Source organism: Candidatus Nitrososphaera gargensis Ga9.2 (assembly GCF_000303155.1).
GTDB classification, from domain to species: Archaea; Thermoproteota; Nitrososphaeria; order Nitrososphaerales; family Nitrososphaeraceae; genus Nitrososphaera; species Nitrososphaera gargensis.
In genome coordinates, this window is the sequence record NC_018719.1 from 842613 (window position 1) to 859158 (window position 16546).

The 16546-nt window shown below is 50.2% G+C and carries 19 protein-coding genes; 16 read left to right on the forward strand and 3 right to left on the reverse strand.

Features of this window, described 5'->3' with window-relative positions; translation table 11 throughout:
- Window positions 1-28 precede the first annotated feature (28 nt).
- The 14 genes from NGAR_RS04925 (at window position 29) to NGAR_RS04990 (ending at window position 11601) form a co-directional block, all read left to right on the forward strand.
- Window positions 29-475, forward strand: a complete 447-nt coding sequence (locus NGAR_RS04925; protein ID WP_015018562.1) for an NUDIX domain-containing protein — start codon at window positions 29-31, stop codon at window positions 473-475.
- A gap of 147 nt (window positions 476-622) precedes the next feature.
- The gene (locus tag NGAR_RS04930; RefSeq protein WP_015018563.1) at window positions 623-1759 is read left to right on the forward strand and encodes an RNA-guided endonuclease InsQ/TnpB family protein; all 1137 of its coding nucleotides are present in this window, start codon (window positions 623-625) and stop codon (window positions 1757-1759) included.
- Between the two features lie 24 nt (window positions 1760-1783).
- Window positions 1784-2167: a hypothetical protein gene (locus NGAR_RS04935; RefSeq protein ID WP_148681010.1), complete on the forward strand. Its 384-nt coding sequence runs from the start codon at window positions 1784-1786 to the stop codon at window positions 2165-2167.
- Window positions 2168-2263: 96 nt separating this feature from the next.
- Window positions 2264-3667: a Fe-S cluster assembly protein SufB gene (sufB, locus tag NGAR_RS04940; RefSeq protein WP_015018565.1), complete on the forward strand. Its 1404-nt coding sequence runs from the start codon at window positions 2264-2266 to the stop codon at window positions 3665-3667.
- A gap of 33 nt (window positions 3668-3700) precedes the next feature.
- On the forward strand, window positions 3701-5125 hold the full coding sequence (sufD, locus tag NGAR_RS04945; protein WP_015018566.1) for a Fe-S cluster assembly protein SufD: 1425 nt from the start codon (window positions 3701-3703) through the stop codon (window positions 5123-5125).
- Between the two features lie 8 nt (window positions 5126-5133).
- Entirely contained in the window at window positions 5134-5463 is a 330-nt protein-coding gene (locus NGAR_RS04950) for a Rieske (2Fe-2S) protein (protein ID WP_015018567.1), read from the forward strand.
- 9 nt (window positions 5464-5472) lie between these two features.
- Window positions 5473-6717, forward strand: coding sequence for a cysteine desulfurase (locus tag NGAR_RS04955; RefSeq protein WP_015018568.1), 1245 nt, complete (start codon window positions 5473-5475; stop codon window positions 6715-6717).
- Window positions 6714-7142 (forward strand): Fe-S cluster assembly sulfur transfer protein SufU, encoded by a 429-nt coding sequence (gene sufU / locus NGAR_RS04960; protein ID WP_015018569.1) that lies wholly within the window; start codon window positions 6714-6716, stop codon window positions 7140-7142. The genes NGAR_RS04955 and sufU overlap by 4 nt, the downstream gene beginning before the upstream one ends.
- Window positions 7143-7472: a hypothetical protein gene (locus tag NGAR_RS04965; protein WP_015018570.1), complete on the forward strand. Its 330-nt coding sequence runs from the start codon at window positions 7143-7145 to the stop codon at window positions 7470-7472. It abuts the gene before it with no gap.
- A 147-nt stretch (window positions 7473-7619) separates the two neighbouring features.
- A complete protein-coding gene (locus tag NGAR_RS04970; RefSeq protein WP_015018571.1) occupies window positions 7620-8354 on the forward strand; it encodes a phosphatase PAP2 family protein in 735 nt (244 codons plus the stop codon).
- Between the two features lie 79 nt (window positions 8355-8433).
- On the forward strand, window positions 8434-8646 hold the full coding sequence (locus tag NGAR_RS04975) for a hypothetical protein (RefSeq protein WP_015018572.1): 213 nt from the start codon (window positions 8434-8436) through the stop codon (window positions 8644-8646).
- Between the two features lie 499 nt (window positions 8647-9145).
- Window positions 9146-9331, forward strand: a complete 186-nt coding sequence (locus NGAR_RS04980; protein WP_015018574.1) for a hypothetical protein — start codon at window positions 9146-9148, stop codon at window positions 9329-9331.
- Window positions 9332-9853: 522 nt separating this feature from the next.
- Window positions 9854-10204 (forward strand): twin-arginine translocase TatA/TatE family subunit, encoded by a 351-nt coding sequence (locus NGAR_RS04985; RefSeq protein ID WP_015018576.1) that lies wholly within the window; start codon window positions 9854-9856, stop codon window positions 10202-10204.
- A gap of 122 nt (window positions 10205-10326) precedes the next feature.
- A complete protein-coding gene (locus NGAR_RS04990; RefSeq protein WP_015018577.1) occupies window positions 10327-11601 on the forward strand; it encodes a Glu/Leu/Phe/Val family dehydrogenase in 1275 nt (424 codons plus the stop codon).
- 97 nt (window positions 11602-11698) lie between these two features.
- On the opposite strand, the gene erpA is transcribed toward NGAR_RS04990, so the two are convergent.
- From erpA to NGAR_RS05005, 3 genes are all read right to left on the reverse strand, one after another.
- A complete protein-coding gene (erpA, locus tag NGAR_RS04995; RefSeq protein ID WP_015018578.1) occupies window positions 11699-12046 on the reverse strand; it encodes an iron-sulfur cluster insertion protein ErpA in 348 nt (115 codons plus the stop codon).
- A 44-nt stretch (window positions 12047-12090) separates the two neighbouring features.
- Complete coding sequence (locus NGAR_RS05000; RefSeq protein WP_148681011.1) at window positions 12091-12846, reverse strand: peptidylprolyl isomerase; 756 nt, start codon at window positions 12844-12846, stop codon at window positions 12091-12093.
- Window positions 12847-12908: 62 nt separating this feature from the next.
- Complete coding sequence (locus NGAR_RS05005; RefSeq protein WP_148681012.1) at window positions 12909-14054, reverse strand: pyridoxal-phosphate-dependent aminotransferase family protein; 1146 nt, start codon at window positions 14052-14054, stop codon at window positions 12909-12911.
- Between the two features lie 300 nt (window positions 14055-14354).
- On the opposite strand from NGAR_RS05005, the gene NGAR_RS05010 reads away from it, so the two are divergent.
- Both NGAR_RS05010 and NGAR_RS05015 read left to right on the forward strand, forming a co-directional pair.
- Window positions 14355-15212 carry a calcium-binding protein gene (locus NGAR_RS05010; protein WP_015018581.1) on the forward strand — a complete coding sequence of 286 codons (858 nt, stop codon included), beginning with the start codon at window positions 14355-14357 and terminating at the stop codon, window positions 15210-15212.
- Window positions 15213-15453: 241 nt separating this feature from the next.
- A complete protein-coding gene (locus NGAR_RS05015) occupies window positions 15454-16533 on the forward strand; it encodes a M24 family metallopeptidase (protein ID WP_015018582.1) in 1080 nt (359 codons plus the stop codon).
- The last annotated feature ends 13 nt before the right edge of the window (window positions 16534-16546 follow it).

Consider the following 16546-nt stretch of genomic DNA (forward strand, 5'->3'; position numbering starts at 1 on the left):
AATACCATACCACTACTGATATCAGGCTGTGAGATATAGCAACCCGACCCCGACTGTAGATATCATACTTCAACAGGGTTCCAAGGTTTTGATGATAAGACGCAAGAAGGACCCATTCAAGGGACAGCTAGCCCTGCCCGGCGGCTTTGTCAACGAAGGCGAGACTGCCGAGGACGCCATGAAGCGGGAGGCTATGGAGGAGACGTCGCTTGAAGTTGAGCCGATCGACATCCTTGGAGTCTATTCAGACCCAAGACGCGATCCCCGCAAGCACATAATGAGCGTGGTCTTTGTCGGGATAATCATAGGTGGCTCTGGCAAGGCAGGCGACGACGCCGAGGGCATCGAATGGGTCGAGCTTGCAGACATTGAAAGGCAGCAGTTCGCGTTTGACCACATCACGATACTGCGCGACTACAAAAAGTGGAAGGCGTCTGGCGGGACCTTCTGGTCGACCAAGAGAAGAAATGAGTGAACTACTATCGGACAAGTCCGGTGGATGAATCGCCGTTATATCTTTAAAGAAACGTGGCGAGAAGTCCACCGGTCATAGATAGTCCGTGGATGAATCGCTGTAACATATTTTAGGTGGTACCGGTGAAATAGAAGCATACATACATACATGCTCAACTACAAGTTCCGCCTATATCCAACGAAAGAACAGGAGCTTGTACTGGAGCAGACTCTCGATGGCTGCAGGTGGGTGTACAACTACTTCTTCGACAAGAATATGTCAAAAGAGGATATGCAGTTTACTCTAGTTGAGTTGAAAGAGCAGCACCCTTGGCTTCGCAAATACTACCATTCCAAGATGCTTCAGATGGTAACACATCAGGTTGCAGCAGCTAGAAAGGCTTCCAAAGACAAGCTTCTTTCGTACAGAAAGAATGAAGACTTCAACGCATTTACATACAACCAGTCTGGCTTTAAAATTGAAGAAGATGGAAAGCTCTACCTGTCAAAGATAGGCAGCATAAGGATTGTACTCCATAGAAAGCCGGTAAACGTCAAGCAGGTTACAATATGCAGGAAGAATTCAAAATGGTACGCAGTTGCGGCATGCCAGCTACTGCGCAGGATGTACTCAACCTTAATCAAGTATAGAAAGCCTGTGGGTATAGATGTTGGAATTACCAAGTTCTGCCATGACTCCGACAACCACGTTGAAGACAATCCGCAGCTTCTCACAAAGATGCTCAGGCCATTGAGAAAAGCTCACAGGAGGGTATCTAGAAGGCAGACAGGCAGCAGCAACCGGGAGAAAGCAAGACACATGCTTGCCAGATTGTACGAACGCATCCATAACAAGCGCCGTGACTTTCTACACAAGCTATCAGCGTACTATGCCAGCCGCTACGACCTGATATTCCTGGAAGGCCTGAAAGTAGCCAACCTCACAAGGAACCACCGGCTTGCACGCAAAATCCTGGACGCAAGCTGGTCTGCTTTTAAAAATATGCTGCAGTACAAGGCCAACCGCGTTGTTGAAGTAGAGCCAGCATATTCCTCGGTTGACTGCTCAAGGTGCGGCCATCCAGTACCAAAGTCACTTGTAGTACGTACGCATGTTTGTACAAAATGCAGAGCTGTGCTTGACAGAGAATACAACGCTACAATCAACATCCTCCAACGAGGGTTAGAATCGCTGATCATGTTGCTGTTACTACTACCGGTGGAACGCCGGGAAGTTACGCCTGTAGAGATTCAACATGAGTCTGTGAAGCAGGAAGAAGAAGAGGCTATCGGACAAGTCCGATAGTAGTTCATAACCCTAGCTGTTGCAATGGAAGGTAGTAATTTGCGCGCCGAGAAGGACATTAGGCTCAGGATAGACCTGCTGGAAGGCCAGTCAAGCTCTATCGCCAAGATGCTGGCCAAGGCCATCCGCGACCACAACGAAGCCGCATTCAAGGAATACTCCGAGCGCCTTGCAGCCAACCGCAGCAGGGTCGAAGAGCTACTGTGGGTCTTGGGAGAAAAGGCCGGCCAGAGCGTGCTCGACCTTCAGGTTGCCGCTGCTAGTAATAACAGCAGCCTGTCTGTCAAGGAGGTCATTGAAAAACTCAAGGCTGGCGAGCTAAAGATGGATGATCTGTCGCCAGACGCACAGGCTATGGTCCGGAAAGGAGCGCTAGAGATGAAAAATAACAACGCCCACAAGGATTGACTTTGCAGATTTCCGGGGTTAGCTTGTACAAATTCTCTGAGGCGTGCTCGCAAAATGCAAAATATATATAAAACATAACAGCGTTATACCAAGCGTATGACTGCAAAAGAAGACCTGAACATGGATTATAGCAAGTATGACTTTAAGGATTCTACAGAGCTATACATATACCTCAGCAAGAAGGGGCTCTCTAGGGGCACGGTCGAAGAGATCAGCAGGCTGAAAGGCGAGCCGGACTGGATGAGGGATTTCAGGCTGAGATCGTACGAGGTCTTCATGAGCAAGCCTATGCCAAACTGGGGAGGCGACCTGAGCAAGATCGACTTTCAAAACATCTACTACTATGCCAAGGCTTCAGAGAAGAGCAGCAAGAGCTGGGAGGACGTCCCAGAGTCGGTGAGGAACACCTTTGAAAAGCTCGGCATACCAGAAGCAGAGCGTAAGTTCCTTGCAGGCGTTGGCGCTCAATACGAGTCAGAAGTCGTCTATCACAATTTGAGAGAAGACCTGCAAAAGCAGGGCGTAATTTTCGTCGACACCGACACGGCGGTCAAGGAGTATCCCGAGATCGTCAAAAAGCACTTTGGCAAGGTGATCCCGCCGGAGGACAACAAGTTTGCAGCGCTCAACAGCGCAGTGTGGTCTGGTGGCTCGTTCATTTACGTCCCACCAAACGTCAAGGTCGAGCTGCCGCTGCAGGCTTACTTTAGAATAAATGCGGAGAACATTGGCCAGTTTGAAAGGACGCTTATCATCGCAGACGAAGGCGCCGAAGTACACTATATCGAAGGCTGCACCGCGCCAGTCTATACAACAGAGTCACTCCACTCTGCAGTCGTTGAACTGATCGCCAAGAAGGGCGCCAAGATCAGGTACACGACAATCCAGAACTGGAGCAAGGACGTCTACAACCTTGTCACAAAGAGGGCTTATGCTTATGAAAACGCTCGAGTCGAGTGGATCGACGGTAACCTCGGAAGCAAGCTGACAATGAAGTATCCGGGCGTCTACATGCTTGGCAAGGGCGCGCACGCCGAAGTCGTGTCAGTCGCATTTGCGGGCAAGGACCAGCACCAAGACGCAGGAGCAAAGGCAGTGCACCTTGCGCCAAACACCACTTCAAGGATCACGAGCAAGTCCGTGAGCAAGGACTCTGGCAGGACGACGTATAGGGGCCTACTGCATGTGGCAAAAGGCGCGACGGCTGTCAAGTCAAACGTCAGGTGCGATGCTCTGCTGCTGGACGAGCACTCTAGGACAGACACGTACCCATACATCGAGGTCAATGAGGACGACGCGACAATCACCCATGAAGCGACGGTGGGCAAGATAGGAGAAGACCAGATATTCTACCTGATGACCAGAGGATACTCAGAGTCTGATGCGCTGTCAATGATAGTGGGCGGGTTCATGGAGCCGTTCACAAAAGAGCTTCCGATGGAGTATGCAGTCGAGCTCAACAGGCTGGTCAAGCTCGAAATGGAAGGCTCGGTCGGTTAAGCCAGCCCTCGCAACTTTTCCAGTGATCCAATAATGATGACCACTACTGCCCTATCCTCAATCAGCAACGGGTACATCGATTCGCTAGCGGACAAAGATCCCGGCTGGCTGGCAGCCATGCGAAGGCAGGCGTTCTCGCAGTACGAGTCGCTGCCGGCCGAGGTGTCGCCGCTCTATTCAAAGTATTCGGACGTCAATAAGATCAAGCCTGCAAGCGTGCACTTTGCTGCACAAACGAGGCAGCAATCTGCGCTTGGTAAGGACCTCACAGACAGGCTGAAGGAGCTAGAGCAGGAGACGGGCGTGCTCCAGGTGGGACAGAAGATACACAGAGTGTTTGTCCGCGACAGCGTCGCCAAGCAGGACGTTATAGTGTCAGGCATAAAAGAAGCCCTGTCAAAGCATGGCGACCTGATCAAATCGCGCATGGAAGCAAACCCGCTCAACTATCTGGAGGACAAGTTCTTGGCACTTGAAGCGTCAGCCTTCCAGTCAGGCATATTCATTTACATCCCAAGAAACGTGGTTCTTGAAGATCCGATAAGAGTTATCACTTCGCTTGCAGACGACGGCACTTCTCTTGTATCAAGGAACATTGTAGTCGCAGACACTGGCTCTAAGGCAACCGTGGTGCAGGAACTCTATGCACCCGGCTCGTCGGGCAGGCAGGACGTCCAGCAGGGATATTTCGAGTTGGTAGAAACGCATGTGAGCCCAAACGCGCATCTTGAAATGGTTACCCTGCAGGCGATGGGTGCCGATACCGTCAACGTGTCAAACAGAAAGGCGTTTGTTGAAAGGGACGGCAAGATGTCCTGGTACATTGGCATGTTCGGATCGCTCCTGTCACGCTACAAGACAGATAGCGTGATGAAGGGCCCTGGCGCATCCGCAGAAGATGTCGAGATCATTTTCGGGGTGGGCAACCAGTCGTTTGACGTGATGTCAAACCTCATACACCATGGGCAGCACTCGCGAGGAAGGGTGCTTGTCAAGTCGGTGCTCAAGGACACTTCAAAGTCGCTCTTCAAGGGTATGATCAAGATAGGCAAGGAAGGCAAGGGCACCGAGTCGTACTTGGCAGGTCATGCAATTCTGCTTGATAGGGGCGCAAAATCCGACTCGATACCAGGCCTTGAAATTGAAACTAACGAGGTCAAGGCGACGCACTCAGCATCAGTCGCCCAGATAGACGAGAACCAGATTTACTACCTAATGACGAGGGGCCTGAGCAGGGAAGGCGCCAAGCGCGAGATCGTGTCGGGCTTTCTCGAGCCGCTGTCGCGCAAGATGGGTCCGACCATTAGGGCGTGGGTCAACTACCTTATCGAGAACAAGTGGCAGGGCAGGCAGCTGATGCTCAGGACCGACGAGGCTATGGAGCAGATTCTGGAAGTTGAAAAGTCGCGCTACCGCGAAACGCAGGATATTTTCGAAAAGCACTACAAGTACAGGTAGCATAGGCCATGCCAGAAGAAGGAGAAAAATGGATCAAGGTATGTGATGACAAGGCGCTCAAGAACGGCGACATGCTTGACTTTGATCACGGCGACAAAAAGATCCTACTGGCAAGGGCCGGTGGCAAGGTGTTTGCCACCGACAGGATATGCACGCACGCCTATGCAGACCTGTCGATGGGCGTCATGAACGAGGAAGAAAAAACTGTTACCTGCCCGTTACACCTGTCTGCGTTCAAACTGGACAGCGGCGTCCCACAGAACCTGCCTGCAGAAGAGCCGCTTAAAACTTACAAGGTTAAAATACAGGATAACGCAATTTACATTCAGTTAGGATAGCCATAGATTATGCAAAAGAGTGCTCTTAACATCGAGAAAATAAGAGCGGATTTCCCGATCCTCAACCGCAAGGTGAGCGGAGGCAAGCCCCTTGTCTACCTTGACAATGCCGCGACCACTCAAAAGCCCCTTACAGTCATTGACGCTATCCACGACTACTACATGAACTACAACTCTAACATCCACCGCGCAGTGCACCAGCTTGCAGAAGAGGCCACGCTTGCTTTTGAAAAGACGAGGGAAAAGGTAGCGAAATTCATCAACGCCAAGTCGACGGAGGAGATCATTTTCACCCGCAACGCTACCGAGGCGCTCAACCTTGTCGCCTACTCATGGGGCCGGGCAAACGTGAAAAAGGACGACAAGATCGTCATCACGGAAATAGAGCACCACAGCAACATCGTGCCTTGGCAGATCCTGACTTCAGAAAAAGGAGCCAAGTTAGAGTACATTGGGGTCGACGACAACGGCTACCTAAAGATGCACGAATACAAGAGCCACCTTGACAGCAACAAGGTCAAGCTGGTGTCGGTGACGCACATGTCAAACGTGCTTGGCACGATCGTACCGGTAAAAGATATTATCAAGATGTCTCATGAAAAAGGGATACCTGTCCTTATCGACGGGGCGCAGTCAGTCCCGCATATGACAGTGGATGTCCAAAAGATGGACTGCGACTTTATGGCATTTTCTGCTCACAAGATGCTGGGCCCGACAGGGGTAGGTGTACTTTATGTCAAGAAGGAGATCCTTGAGAAGATGCCTCCATTCATGGGCGGAGGCGACATGATAAAGGAAGTCCACAAGTACGAGACGAGGTACAACGACCTCCCGTACAAGTTCGAGGGCGGAACACCAAACATCGCTGACGTAATTGGCTTTGCGGCCGCGATCGACTACCTGAACAACCTAGGAATGGACAGGGTCAGGGAGCACGAAATCGAGCTTACCAAATACGCGATTGACAGGATCTCTGGGGTAAAAGGCGTGACGCTCTATGGGCCCCGCAACACAAACGATAGAGGCGGCGTGGTATCGTTCAACATTGGCGACATTCACCCGCACGACCTTGCGACGATAATGAACGACCATGGAGTCGCAATCAGGTCCGGTCACCACTGCGCGCAGGTGCTCATGGAGAGGCTGGACGTATCAGCGACTTCTAGGGCAAGTTTTTATATCTACAATACAAAAGAAGAGATCGACACTTTCATTGGCGCGCTCGATGAAGCAAGGAGGCTATTCAAGATTTGAGTGACGACATTTACCGTGAAATAATCCTTGACCACTACCGCAACCCGAGGAACAAGGGCAAGCTGCCAGACGCCGATGTGAGCATACATGACAGCAACCCGCTATGCGGCGACGAGATCGACATACACCTCAAGGTGGACGGGGACAGGATCAAAGATATCAGGTTCGAGGGCAGGGGCTGCGCCATCAGCCAGGCAAGCGCCTCAATGCTTACAGAGATGGTGCAAGGCAAGCCATTGACGTCCGTCAAGGACCTGAGCAAGGACGACATTCTGGAAAATATTGGCCTCATGAACTTGGGGCCGGCCAGAATCAAGTGCGCTCTCTTATCGCTCAAGGTGCTAAAGCTTGGCATGGTAAAGTACTACGCGGACAGGGACCCTGCTTCTGCCAAAAAGCTGCAGGAAGACTCAAAGGGTCTGTAAATGCCCAAGGTAAGCAGCCACGATATCCGCAAGATAATATTTGACAATTTCAATGACGCCGATACCAGATTCTCAAACGACGAAATACTTGGGTATCTGAACCAGATTGACAAGTACAAGCAACTGGATGATGTGCTTGACTTTGAGGACGTGCTCTTGGAAATGGAAAAGTCCGGCATGCTAAGGCCGATAGCCCAGAACTTTAATACGCGATACTACCGGCTGTGGAACACGCTTGAGCTGGCCACCTGCAAGGCGTGCAGCTCCTCTACGTATTTTGCGCCAAACGAGGAAGGAAAGGCCTGCCCCCAGTGCGGCGCCAACATGTAGTACTAGCGGGCTTTGTGTAAAAAGTAATAACTCATAAAAACAAAGTCATGCAATCAAACAGCTATCCAAGCATGGATTGTTGATTTTTTAAACAAAGCCGTACTAGGGAAAACAATTAAACACCATCAGGCACGCTCTTTTCATTACTTGTCTGCTGCCGCCACTGCTGCTACAAGGCCTCCTTGGATGATAAGGGCGCGCTCGATGCACTTTGTCGCGCTCATAGCCGCGTTTGTAGCGTTCAGCACGCTGGTTGCCTCTGGCGTGACTCTTGGAGCCGACGATGCGGCAAGCCGCTACTTTAAGTCGATTCATGGCAACGCCGGCCTCGACGCGGTAATGATAGTGATCACGTCGATGGGTGACGTCACCACGCTCTTTATCTTTGGGATCATAATCACGATAATCAGGCGCACTAGGAAGGCCGGCATGGTCTTCCTGATAGCGCTCATTGTCATTGTCGTCCTTGTGATGTATATCAAACCGCTGGTAGGAAGGGAGATCCCGCCATACACATTCGAGCCGGCGCTAGAGTTGCCTTCTAACTTCAGCCTGGAAAATGACAGCCTCGCACCGTTTGCAGCTGGCTTTTCGTACCCATCAGGGCATGCTGCGCGCGCAACCGCACTTGCCTTTATCGTGGGCTATGCGATCTATAACAAGTCAAGAAAAGCAGGCTATGCCATATGGGCATTTCCAATCATTATTGGCATCACCCGCCTTTACGTCATGCAGCACTACCCTACTGACATCATTGGAGGGTTCCTGTTTGGAGGTATGGTGTCGGTGGTGCTTGCAAGCGCGATGAAGCTTGAGCAGCCGTTCTTCATGTCTAGGATAAAGGGCAAAGAAGACCAGCCTCCACAGGGCGAACCGCAATAATGTAATTGCCATATGCGCGCGTAGACGTTTTTAATACACAATATTCATGCGATTCAGCTTCCATGTTTTGCATCTTTAATTGAAGAAGACTGGAAAGGCAAGACCTCTACTGCCAGTCATCATTCTCATCATTATTATCAATGCCATTTTGCTCCTGACATTGCTTGGCAGCAATCCCGCGTACGCAAAGATACTTCCTTCGAATCACCCTGATATCGAGGTCTCTGCCAGAATGGTTCCTGAGGAGATAGAGCTTGAAGAAGATGGAAGTGTTGACACGGAATGGGACTAAATCACAGAGAAAACATTTGCAGATATAGCAAGAGATCTAGGAAAGATCGGTGTGGCATACGATCTGGTGGCAATACCGACAATCCATGACTTTTTCGAGCGGCACAAATCAGAGATGGCAGACAAATATGTCGATACACTGTTTGTTATATACCGGCCCCATAATAATGAGATATTCTTCTCAATCTGGTACAGCTTGCCCCTATACAAAACAATGAATGCCACTGTCATGCCAGATAGATACACACTAACATCATTGGATGAAATATCTTTCAAGATTCCGATCCTAAAACAATTCCCTGAATTGAATGATGAAAACTACCAGCCTTGGATCGACTTTAACATTCTGCAATACAATTTTTGTTGCCGGCCGCGTCTGTAAGGGTTGCATACCTGTCTGATAGGATGCAGCAACTGTATCTCGAAAAGATCCTAAAGATGATGCAACTCTCGATCTGCCAAAGAACCCATTATACTTGGGGACATAACGGCAGTAATGTTTGAAGAAATGGTCAGAATTTTACAGCGGCAAGATACTTGAATATGATGCTGGAGCAACGCGACTTGTGCAGCTGAGATTATTCGGCAGCAACCTCAAGCCAAACGAGCCGATCCCCTACTTCAAGCCCGTTAACCCGACTGTCAAGATCTACTTTACAGTGCATATACTTTTGAAAAGGATGTAAACGCATGGCTTGAATACCTGTCTGGTGGAATGCAGATTTTGCTCTACCCGGTAAATGTGGCTTCACAAAATATGCCGATGGGACAGAAGATCCGACGAAAACCCTGGCCCGCGTGGATTACGAGTATATTCTCAGTAAGGATTGATCTTCCTGGGATATACAAGATCCTGATCAGGCGCCTGAGGAGGACGTGGCTACAGCGTGGATAAGTGCACATGCTGAATTCAACGCCAGCAGCAACAACATTCAGACAGATTCCGAACCTACCGCTGAGCAGCTGCAAGAAACTTGGCATTTCAGAGGATCAATGCTATGACGCCGTGACGATACTTAAGGAGGAAGAAGACAACAAACCAAAAAAGTGGTATCGCAGGATTCAACAACCGACCAATTTGTAGTAGTAGGAATAGGGACTGCCATAGCGGCCGGCATAGTGCTTGCAATGTTGAAAAAACACAGATAGATATAGAGGAGCATTTCAGTGGAAATCTTTAATTCTGGTTGGTAGGTAATACCATTTGGATGGAAGAAGCGTCAGCCGCCTTGCTGATGAGCATCGCCGGAACAGAATGGATCATAATAATACTGCTGGGCCTGGTCCTGCTCTTTGGCACCAAAAAGCTTCCCCAGTTCTCTCGCAGCATGGGCAAGGCCATGGGCGAATTTGAAAAGGCAAGGATCATGTTCAAGCGAGAGATGGAAGAAGCAGCGGACCCTCTTAGGAGCGTCAGCAGGATACCCAAGATAACTGGCCCCGTCGCAACCGAAAGGGAAAAGCTTGAAACAATAGCCAATTCTCTTGGTATAGGGGGGTACGCCGGCATGACCGACGAGCAGCTCCGCACGCTCATATCAAAAAGGATAGCAAGCTAGCTGACTTGTTGCCATTGCCCTTCTCCCTCTATAAAAGGCAAAACCTGCTCATGACGCAGGGATATATACTTGCTGCAGTTTGCACACAAAACTTATAACATTAACTTTTCCAGAACAATGGCATGCTAGATACGGCTAAAAGCTCTGCGGGCTCTATAAACCCGTTTGAGGTTGCTCTAAAGCAGCTTGATGAAGCTGCAAAGCTGATAAAACTAGACAAGGGTTTGCATCAGGTTTTAGCAAACCCAAAGCGCGTTCTTACGGTTTCGTTGCCAGTCAAGATGGACAATGGCGAGATCCGCGTCTTCACTGGATTTCGCTCGCAGCATAATGATGCCCGCGGCCCATACAAGGGAGGCATACGCTACCACCCGCAGGTCACAGTCGATGAGGTCAAGGCTCTGTCGATGTGGATGACTTGGAAGTGTGCGGTGGCAGACATCCCCTACGGCGGAGGCAAAGGTGGCATAATCTGCAACCCCAAAGAGATGTCGACTAGCGAGCTGGAGCGCTTGACAAGACGCTACGCTTATGCAATCGCCGACATCATTGGTCCGCATACTGACATCCCTGCGCCGGACGTCTACACAGGCGGCAAGGAGATGGCTTGGATAATGGACACCTACTCTGCCCTCAAGGGTAACTATGTGCAGCCCGAAGTCATTACTGGCAAGCCGATCGCAATAGGAGGCTCGCTTGGCAGAAACGAAGCGACAGGGCGCGGCCTTGCGTTTACAGTAAGGGAAGCGGCAAAAAAACTAAAGATAAACATGAAGTCTGCCACTGTTGCAGTACAGGGCTTTGGCAACGCCGGCCAGTTTGCGTCGCAACTGGTGGAAGAGCAAGGTGCCACAGTCATAGCGGCGTCCGACTCGAAAGGCGGCGTCTACAACAAGGCTGGGATGAAGGTTGAAGCGCTGCGCAAGCACAAGGAAAAGACCGGCTCGGTGGTAGGGTTCCCCGGCGCCAAGTCAATAAGCAACGAAGAGTTGCTCGAAACTGACTGCACTATATTAATACCTGCTGCACTTGAAAACCAGATAACCGCAAAGAACGCCGGCAAGATAAAGGCAAAACTTGTCGCAGAAGCGGCCAATGGCCCCACGACCCCAGAAGCAGACGACATACTCTACAAGAACAAGGTTCTGACGATCCCTGATATCCTTGCAAACGGAGGCGGCGTAACTGTATCGTATTTTGAGTGGCTGCAAAACCTGCGCAGAGAGTACTGGTCGGAGGCCGAGGTCAACGAAAGGCTCGACCGGAACATCACCAAGTCGTTCCTCGATACCTACACGACATCGGAAAAGTATGGCGTCAACATGCGCAAGGCAAGCACCGTCCTTGCGGTGAACAGAGTAGTCGAAGCAATCCAGCTAAGAGGACTATGGCCATAAGCAGGCCATCTTCTTTTTTCTTGTTTTTCTTCTCTTCTAAAAAGCATCCGCTACCTATATAATGAAAATTGAGAGAAAAGAGGAAAAAGGTTTTTGTTTACTCTGTGCTGAACGAGTGTCCGCACGAGCAGCTCTTGGTCACATTGGGATTGTTGATCTTGAAGCCAGAACCCATCAGGCTCTCGATGTAGTCGATGTTTGCGCCCTTCAGGTACCTCTGGCTGTAGCTGTCAAGCAACAGCTTGACGCCATTCTGCTCGATGACCTTGTCGTCCTCATCCGGCTTTTCCTCAAACCCCATGCCGTAGGACAGTCCTGCGCATCCTCCGCCTGAAACATATACTCTCAGGTAGAGGCCAGAGTTGCCCTCCTGCTTCATGAACTCGGCGACCTTCTCGGCAGCCTTGGGGGTTATCGTTATCGTTTGTTGCTGAACGCTTTCCATTAGCATATTTTTGCTCCTTTTAACATAATAAACTTTTGCCCCTTTTACTTCTTGGCTTCAGGGGTAGTAGTAGCCTCTGCCTTCGGCTGCTCCTTCTTTTGCTCGGCAGGAGCAGGCGCAGAGTAGTAGCTCTCTATGAACTTGATGTTCTTGACAGAGGGCACGAACTTGAAGATGTCATTTGCAATCGCGCGCTTGATCACCTGCAAGCCTTCTGCCAAAAATGCCTCCTCTGGAAGCTCGATGTCCAAGTTGGGCGCGGACAGGTTGATCTTGACTTTGCTGTCTTCAAGGCCCGTTCTCCTTCTTACGAGCGCACTCACCTTTTCACTGTCGCTTTCCAGCTTTTTCATGATGTTGACATCATACAACAGAGTCTTGCCGGCGAACCTGTGGTTAAAGTCGACCTGTATCCTACCGGAGCCGACGTAGCGAACAATTCCTGTCCTGTCGTCGACCTCGATGACGTCTCCGACGCCTACTTCGTCAGCCTTGTCGCCCAGCTTGCGCTGCGGGATCATCCTCACCTTGTTAGGATCGCGCTCACCAAAGCCCTTGTCTGGCGTGACTTCGACGCTGAGCTTATCGCCCACGTTTGCCTTTGCAAGCGCTTCATCAAGCCCCTTCAGGACCCAGCTTTCTCCGACAGAGACCAGCCGCGGCTCGTACTTGCGCGTCGGGTCGTAAAGCTCTGCTGTCTTTTTCGCGTCTTCTTCACGCGTAGTCTCGAAAACTTCGTTAGTATCTTTAACTCTAGCAGTATAATCTACCAATACGAGAGAACCCTTTTCCAAAGGCATAGAAATCGGCTTCTGTTTTACCTTATATTAATCTTCAAAAAATGATGAGGAGAGGCTTGCTTTCAGCCAAGCGCCTTTAGCTTGTCCATCGCCACCGACGTAGCTTCTGGATTTGTCTTGACTCCAAGCATGTTCATCGCAGACGCTATCGACGATATCGTCCTCATGACGTGATAGCGACCGACCTCGCCCATTGAGCCCACCCTGAACACCTTGCCCTTCAGGTCGCCAAAGCCGCCGGCGATCAGCACCTTGAACTCGCTTGACAGTAGCCCGCGGAACTTTTTATCGTCCATTCCCGGCAGGTAGTTGACCGCGATGATCATGTTGCTCCTTGCGTCAGGCTTTGCAAACGGAGTCAGCCCAAGCGCGCTCAAGCCAGCGTAGAACGCATCAGCGCATATCCTGTGGCGCCTTATCCTGTTCTCCATACCTTCTTCAAGCACCATATCAAGCGCCTCTCTGAACGCATAGTACAGAGGCAGGGCAGGAGTGAAAGGAGTTTCAAAGTGCTCCTCGTAGTACTTGAAGTAGCGCTTCAAATTGAGGTACTGCGTTGGAGGCGGGTTCTCCTGCATGTACTTTTTCGCCCGCTTGCTCACAGACACTGGTGACACGCCCGGCGGCGCCGCAAGGGCCTTTTGCGACGCAGTGACGCAAATGTCGACATTCCACTTGTCGACTGGCAGCTCGTCGCCGCCAAGTATCGAAACGGCATCGGCAATGAAATATGCGCCCTTCCTTGACGCAAGCTGTCCCAGCTTGTCCATATACCTGATGGTGGTGCCGGTGGATGTTTCGTTGTATACTGCATAAAGCGCCTTGATGTCCTTGTTCTTGTCAAACGCCTCCTCAAACTTGTCGTACGGCGGGTTCTCGCCCGGCGGCGCGTTTATCCTGATAGCCTGGCCGCCCCAGCTGTCGATCAGGTCAGCAAGCCTCGTGCTGAACTCGCCGTTCACCGGAATCACGGCCTTGTCGCCTTTCTTGATCAGGTTAACAACGGACGCCTCGACAGCACCGGTGCCAGAAGTGGTAAGCAGCACAATGTCGTTTGAAGTTTGGAAGACTTTTTGCGTCTTTTCAACTATTGACTTGTATAACGTCCTGAAATCATCGCTCCTGTGGTTTATCACAGGCGCAAGCATTGCGTTCATGACCCTGTTGGGCACATTCGTTGGACCGGGGAGCATTACGAGGTATTCCATGATAATCTCGAGAGAAGCGGGCGACCCCGCCATATTTAAATTAATTTACAATAGAAATGCCCATAGGCCTTCTTTAAAAAAGAGCTTTTGTTTGAGTTTCTAAATAAGTAATATGGTATGATGTTTCTAAACAACAAATAGCCAACGCCTTCAACTTTAGGAGATCAAAAGAAGAAGACTTGTTTCAAAATTCCCTTCATAGGTGCAATTCTACTTTATAGATCTCGGCCAGTGAAAGATCTGAAGCATCGCGTAAATAGTCAATTATCGATAATGCTGCACTTCGATGTGGCCTAAAATATGGGAATGAAAATAGAAAAAAAGAATGTTGTCCTTCTGATAACTACTACCTTATTGCTATTGCCTCTACTGCTATTCTTACCTTTATCGCCTATTGAGGTTCTTGCTGCAGTAGTAATAAACGGGACGCCTAGAGGCGAAACGATAAACGGGACACCTGAACCTGACACCATCAAAGGATTCGGGGGTGATGACATTATCTATGGGTACGATGGCAATGACATGATTTCAGCAGGAGCAGGAAATGACAGAGTTTATGGCGGTAATGGCAACGATAGGATATATGGATACAAAGGAAACGATGTTCTAAGCGGGGATAAGGGTAACGATTTCATTAAGGATTCCTACGGTGACAACAAGGCATATGCTGGTCCCGGTGACGACAGGATCGAGTTCGTTCACGTAGACAAGTTCGGCGGCTGTTCAGGTGAATCAGCATACGGCGGAAGTGGTAACGACTACGTAAGAATTGCATTAGGAGGGGGAGATTGTAATATGGACGTGCATCTCGGAATTGGTGACGATATCGTAATTTGTGAACTTGGTAATTGCTACACAAGAGGCGGCCTTGGCAACGATAAGATCTATCTGAATGATGGTACAGAGACTGCAAGTACGGCTGCATTAGGCGGAGATGGAAACGACTACCTGTATGGCAATGGCATACATAGTCTCTATGGCGAGGAAGGTGACGATACCCTAGAATATGGGCCAATGCGAGGAGGCCCCGGAGCAGACCACTTCATATGCAATGTTGAAGGCTCGGAAGTATTTGACTACAATCCAGACGAAGGAGATACATTTGAAGGCAAATACTGCGTAGATATAGATGGTAATCCGCTTGTAAGACCATCATAGTATCCGGCACTGTTTCAAAACTCATTTTTATCATAGAAGACGCAGAAGCGAAAACTGTGCCACATTTACCGATAAGAAAGGCTAACCTTGTAAAGTGCATATGTGGCTATGTATGACGCAAACGGGATGCGGTATGGAGGGATAGATATATGCCCCTTGGCTGATGTAGATGCCACTTTAGACAAGGCTAATGCCCGCATAACGTTTTATAAAACTGGCAAATGCAGTGTTATTATTACCAATGATGAAAGCACGCCGTTCCGCCATCCTGCAGCATGCAAGGCAGGCCGCCGGCTGCAGCGTTGTTGCAGCATTTGAGCCGGAGAACGTGTTCTACCTTACGGGCTTTTGGGGCGAGGCCATCGCAGTGTGCACAGAAAACGGCACAAAGCTGATCGCGCCCCGGCTAGAATACTGGAGGGCGGAAAAGACATCGATTGATTGCGAAGTCATCCTGACCGAAAGAGGAGGCGAGCTCATTTCCACCTTTGTATCGCAGATAAAGAACAGCAGGGCGTGCACCGATTGCAGTGACTACTCCACAGTCGAGTCGGTCCGCAAGCAGGGCGGCGACATCATCGTTGTCAACACCGAGCCGTTCTTCCAGACGCGCAGGATAAAGGACGAATCAGAAATTAGGATAATCGCAAAGGCGTCAAGGATTCTGGACAAGCTATACGGGATCTGCGAGGACGAAATCAAGGTCGGGCTATCAGAGCGCGACCTGCAGGCAAAACTGATCTACGAAGCGATGAAGATGGGCGCAAACCCGCCATCGTACAAGTCGACTCTCAACCCTCTAATCATCGCAGGCGGGCCGAACGGAGCACTGCCCCACGCAGAAGTTACGGACAGGAAGTTCAGAAAAGGGGATATGATAGTGGTCGACCTCACGCTCAGGCACGCCGGCTACATCGCCGACGCCACTAGGACATTTGCGCTTGGCTCTGCATCGACAGAAATGAAGAAGGTGTATGCCGTCGTGCAAGAGTCGCAAAAGGCCGGCCTTGATGCCGCAAAAGCCGGGGCAACGTGCGGCCAGGTCGACGCGGCATGCAGAGACCTGATAGCAGAGCGCGGCTATGAAAAACTGTTCATACATTCCACCGGACATGGAATCGGCCTTGACGTGCATGAGCCACCATGGCTTCGCATGAAGAACGGCGAAGTGCTCCAGCCCAACATGGCGGTGACGGTCGAGCCGGGGATATACCTGGAAAACAAGTTTGGAGTGCGGATAGAGGACAGCATCATTATTGTCAATAATGGCAAGCCGCAGGTGCTCAACAGGTTCACAAAGGACTTGGTTGTAGTAGGATAACATAGCATAAAAG

Coding starts and splice junctions, on each gene's coding strand:
- NGAR_RS04930 (WP_015018563.1), top strand. CDS start 623: ATGCTCAACTACAAGTTCCGCCTATATCCAACGAAAGAACAGGAGCTT.
- NGAR_RS04965 (WP_015018570.1), top strand. CDS start 7,143: ATGCCCAAGGTAAGCAGCCACGATATCCGCAAGATAATATTTGACAAT.
- NGAR_RS04935 (WP_148681010.1), top strand. CDS start 1,784: ATGGAAGGTAGTAATTTGCGCGCCGAGAAGGACATTAGGCTCAGGATA.
- NGAR_RS05005 (WP_148681012.1), bottom strand. CDS start 14,054: ATGGAATACCTCGTAATGCTCCCCGGTCCAACGAATGTGCCCAACAGG.
- NGAR_RS04990 (WP_015018577.1), top strand. CDS start 10,327: ATGCTAGATACGGCTAAAAGCTCTGCGGGCTCTATAAACCCGTTTGAG.
- sufB (WP_015018565.1), top strand. CDS start 2,264: ATGACTGCAAAAGAAGACCTGAACATGGATTATAGCAAGTATGACTTT.
- NGAR_RS04985 (WP_015018576.1), top strand. CDS start 9,854: ATGGAAGAAGCGTCAGCCGCCTTGCTGATGAGCATCGCCGGAACAGAA.
- NGAR_RS04950 (WP_015018567.1), top strand. CDS start 5,134: ATGCCAGAAGAAGGAGAAAAATGGATCAAGGTATGTGATGACAAGGCG.
- sufD (WP_015018566.1), top strand. CDS start 3,701: ATGATGACCACTACTGCCCTATCCTCAATCAGCAACGGGTACATCGAT.
- NGAR_RS04955 (WP_015018568.1), top strand. CDS start 5,473: ATGCAAAAGAGTGCTCTTAACATCGAGAAAATAAGAGCGGATTTCCCG.
- NGAR_RS05010 (WP_015018581.1), top strand. CDS start 14,355: ATGGGAATGAAAATAGAAAAAAAGAATGTTGTCCTTCTGATAACTACT.
- erpA (WP_015018578.1), bottom strand. CDS start 12,046: ATGGAAAGCGTTCAGCAACAAACGATAACGATAACCCCCAAGGCTGCC.
- NGAR_RS05015 (WP_015018582.1), top strand. CDS start 15,454: ATGATGAAAGCACGCCGTTCCGCCATCCTGCAGCATGCAAGGCAGGCC.
- NGAR_RS05000 (WP_148681011.1), bottom strand. CDS start 12,846: ATGCCTTTGGAAAAGGGTTCTCTCGTATTGGTAGATTATACTGCTAGA.